This is a genomic window from Mesorhizobium sp. M1A.F.Ca.IN.020.06.1.1 (assembly GCF_004023265.1).
Lineage (GTDB): Bacteria > Pseudomonadota > Alphaproteobacteria > Rhizobiales > Rhizobiaceae > Mesorhizobium.
This window is the reverse complement of sequence record NZ_RZSR01000984.1, coordinates 1-2153: the sequence shown is the minus strand read 5'-3', so window position 1 is coordinate 2153 and position 2153 is coordinate 1. Positions and strand designations below refer to the sequence as shown.

Sequence of the window (2153 nt, the reverse complement as noted above, 5' to 3'; positions counted from 1 at the left end):
GTTGAAGCGCGGCGTGCAGAAGACGCTGGCGCCGGCGGCGGGCGAGGACAGCACCGCCGCGATCAGCCCGTGGATGTGAAACAGCGGCATGATGTTGAGGCAGCGGTCGGCCGAGCCCAGGCCCAGCGTGGCGCCGATATGCGCGGCCGAGGCGGCGAGGTTGGCGTGGCTGAGCGGCACCAGCTTCGGCCGCGATGTAGTGCCGGAGGTATGCAGAAGGAGAGCGGTGTCGCTGTCTTCGGCCAAGCCGGAGGCAACCGGCGGCCTGACCGGGCCGCCCTCGATGGTAAAGATGCCGGCCGGCGCGCCTTCAGGCACCGCCAGCCGCAGCACCGCAATGCCGAGGCGTTCGGCAACTTCGACCGACGGTCCTTGCTCGTCCTTGCCGACAAGGATCGCCTTGACGCCGATGTCGCTCAGATAGAAATCGAGCTCGTCGTCCCGGTAGGCTGGATTGAGCGGCGCTGTGGACGCGGCTGCGGCGACCGCGATGAAGGCCGTTGCCATCTCCGGGCCGTTCGGCAGCACGATGGCAACGCGGTCGCCACGGCCGATGCCGAGCGTGTTGAGCCGGCTCACGGTCTCTTGGATCAGACGGCGCAGCCCCCCATGCGAGAGGACTGTCCGGTCGGGCGCGGCGATGGCTGGCGCATCTTCGGCGCCGGGCGCGAGGCGATGAGCAAGATCAAAGGGTTTTTCGCTTGTTGTCATGGTTCCAGACTATGTTTCGAACGATCGGCCGATGTCCAGCAAAGGGCTGCTCAGTATCCGAGCGCCAAGCCGTCCTTGCGCGGATCGGAGGCGCCGGTCAGCGTGCCTTTTTCCCAATCGATGAGCACCGCCTGCCCGCCGCCGAGCGGATGGTCTGGCTCGACAACACGATGGCCGCGGCGGCGCAGGCCTTCGACCGTATCGGGACGCACGCTTCGCTCGGCTTCCACGACGTCGTGATTGTAAAAGACGCGCGGCGCATCCAAGGCCTGCTGCGGATCCATGCCGAAGTCGATCATGTTGGTCAAAAGATGGACATGGCCGAAGGGCTGATAGCCGCCGCCCATGACGCCGAAGGGCATCACGGCACGGCCGTCCCTCACCATCATGCCCGGCATGATCGTGTGCATCGGCCGCTTGCCCGGCGCTATTGCGTTCGGATGCTTCGGATCGAGCCGGAACGAAGTGCCGCGGTTCTGCAGCACGACGCCGGTCTTCGCACCGACGACGCCGCTGCCGAAGGAATAATAGGTCGAGTTGATGAAGCTCACCGCGTTCCGGTCGCGGTCGACGACGGTGATGTAGACCGTGTCGCTGCCCGGCAAATCGACGCGCGGCAAATGCGTCATGGCGCGTTCCCGGTCGATCTCGGCGCGCAGCCGGTCGGCATAGGCGATGGAGAGGAGTTCCTTCACCGGCACCGCAACGTGATCCTGATCCGCGAGCAGGTTGTCGCGGTCGCGATAGGCCAGCCGGCCGGCCTCGATCTCCAGATGCAGGCGCTCTGCGCCATTCGGTTCAAGCGCGCCGAGATCGAAGCCTGAGAGCACGTTCAGCATCAATAGCGCGGTCAGGCCCTGATTGTTCGGCGGCATCTGGTGGATGTCATGACCGCGATAGGAGGTGCTGACCGGCGTCTTGTAGTCGCCCTTCGTCGCGGCGAAATCGTCCAGCGTATGAAGGCCGCCGAGTTGGCGAAGCCGACCGACGATGTCTTCCGCAACAGCGCCTTCGTAGAAACCGGCGCGGCCGCGCTTAGCGATGATGCGCAGCGTTTCCGCCAGTTCCGGCTGGCGATGCACATCACCGGGCTTTGGCGGCTTGCCGCCCGGGAGGAAAATGCGCGCCGCCACTTCGTCGGCCGACAGGTCGGTTTCCGGATCCTCCCAGTCGAAGGCGACGCGGTCGTGTACGACGTAGCCTTGTTCGGCGTAATGGATGGCGGGAGCGAGCGCTTCGGCTATGCCCTTTCGGCCATGGTCTTCCAACAGCCGACACCAGGCGTCGACGGCGCCGGGAATGGTGACCGCGTGCGCGCCCTGCTTCGGCAGCTCGCTGAAACCTCTCTCCAGATACCAGTCGACCGTAGCGGCCTGGGGCGCGCGGCCGGAGCCGTTGAAGGCGATCACATTGCCTTCTCCCTTCGGGCAGTAGAGCACGAA

The 2153-nt window shown here is 65.7% G+C and carries 2 protein-coding genes; both read right to left on the bottom strand.

Translation table 11 applies throughout. From position 1 onward, the window contains the following. The coding region (locus tag EOA60_RS29905; RefSeq protein WP_164899653.1) for an AMP-binding protein at nucleotides 1–711 on the bottom strand (711 nt) is incomplete at its 3' end. Between the two features lie 50 nt (nucleotides 712–761). Further along, the coding region (locus EOA60_RS29900) for a gamma-glutamyltransferase family protein (RefSeq protein ID WP_164899652.1) at nucleotides 762–2153 on the bottom strand (1392 nt) is incomplete at its 5' end.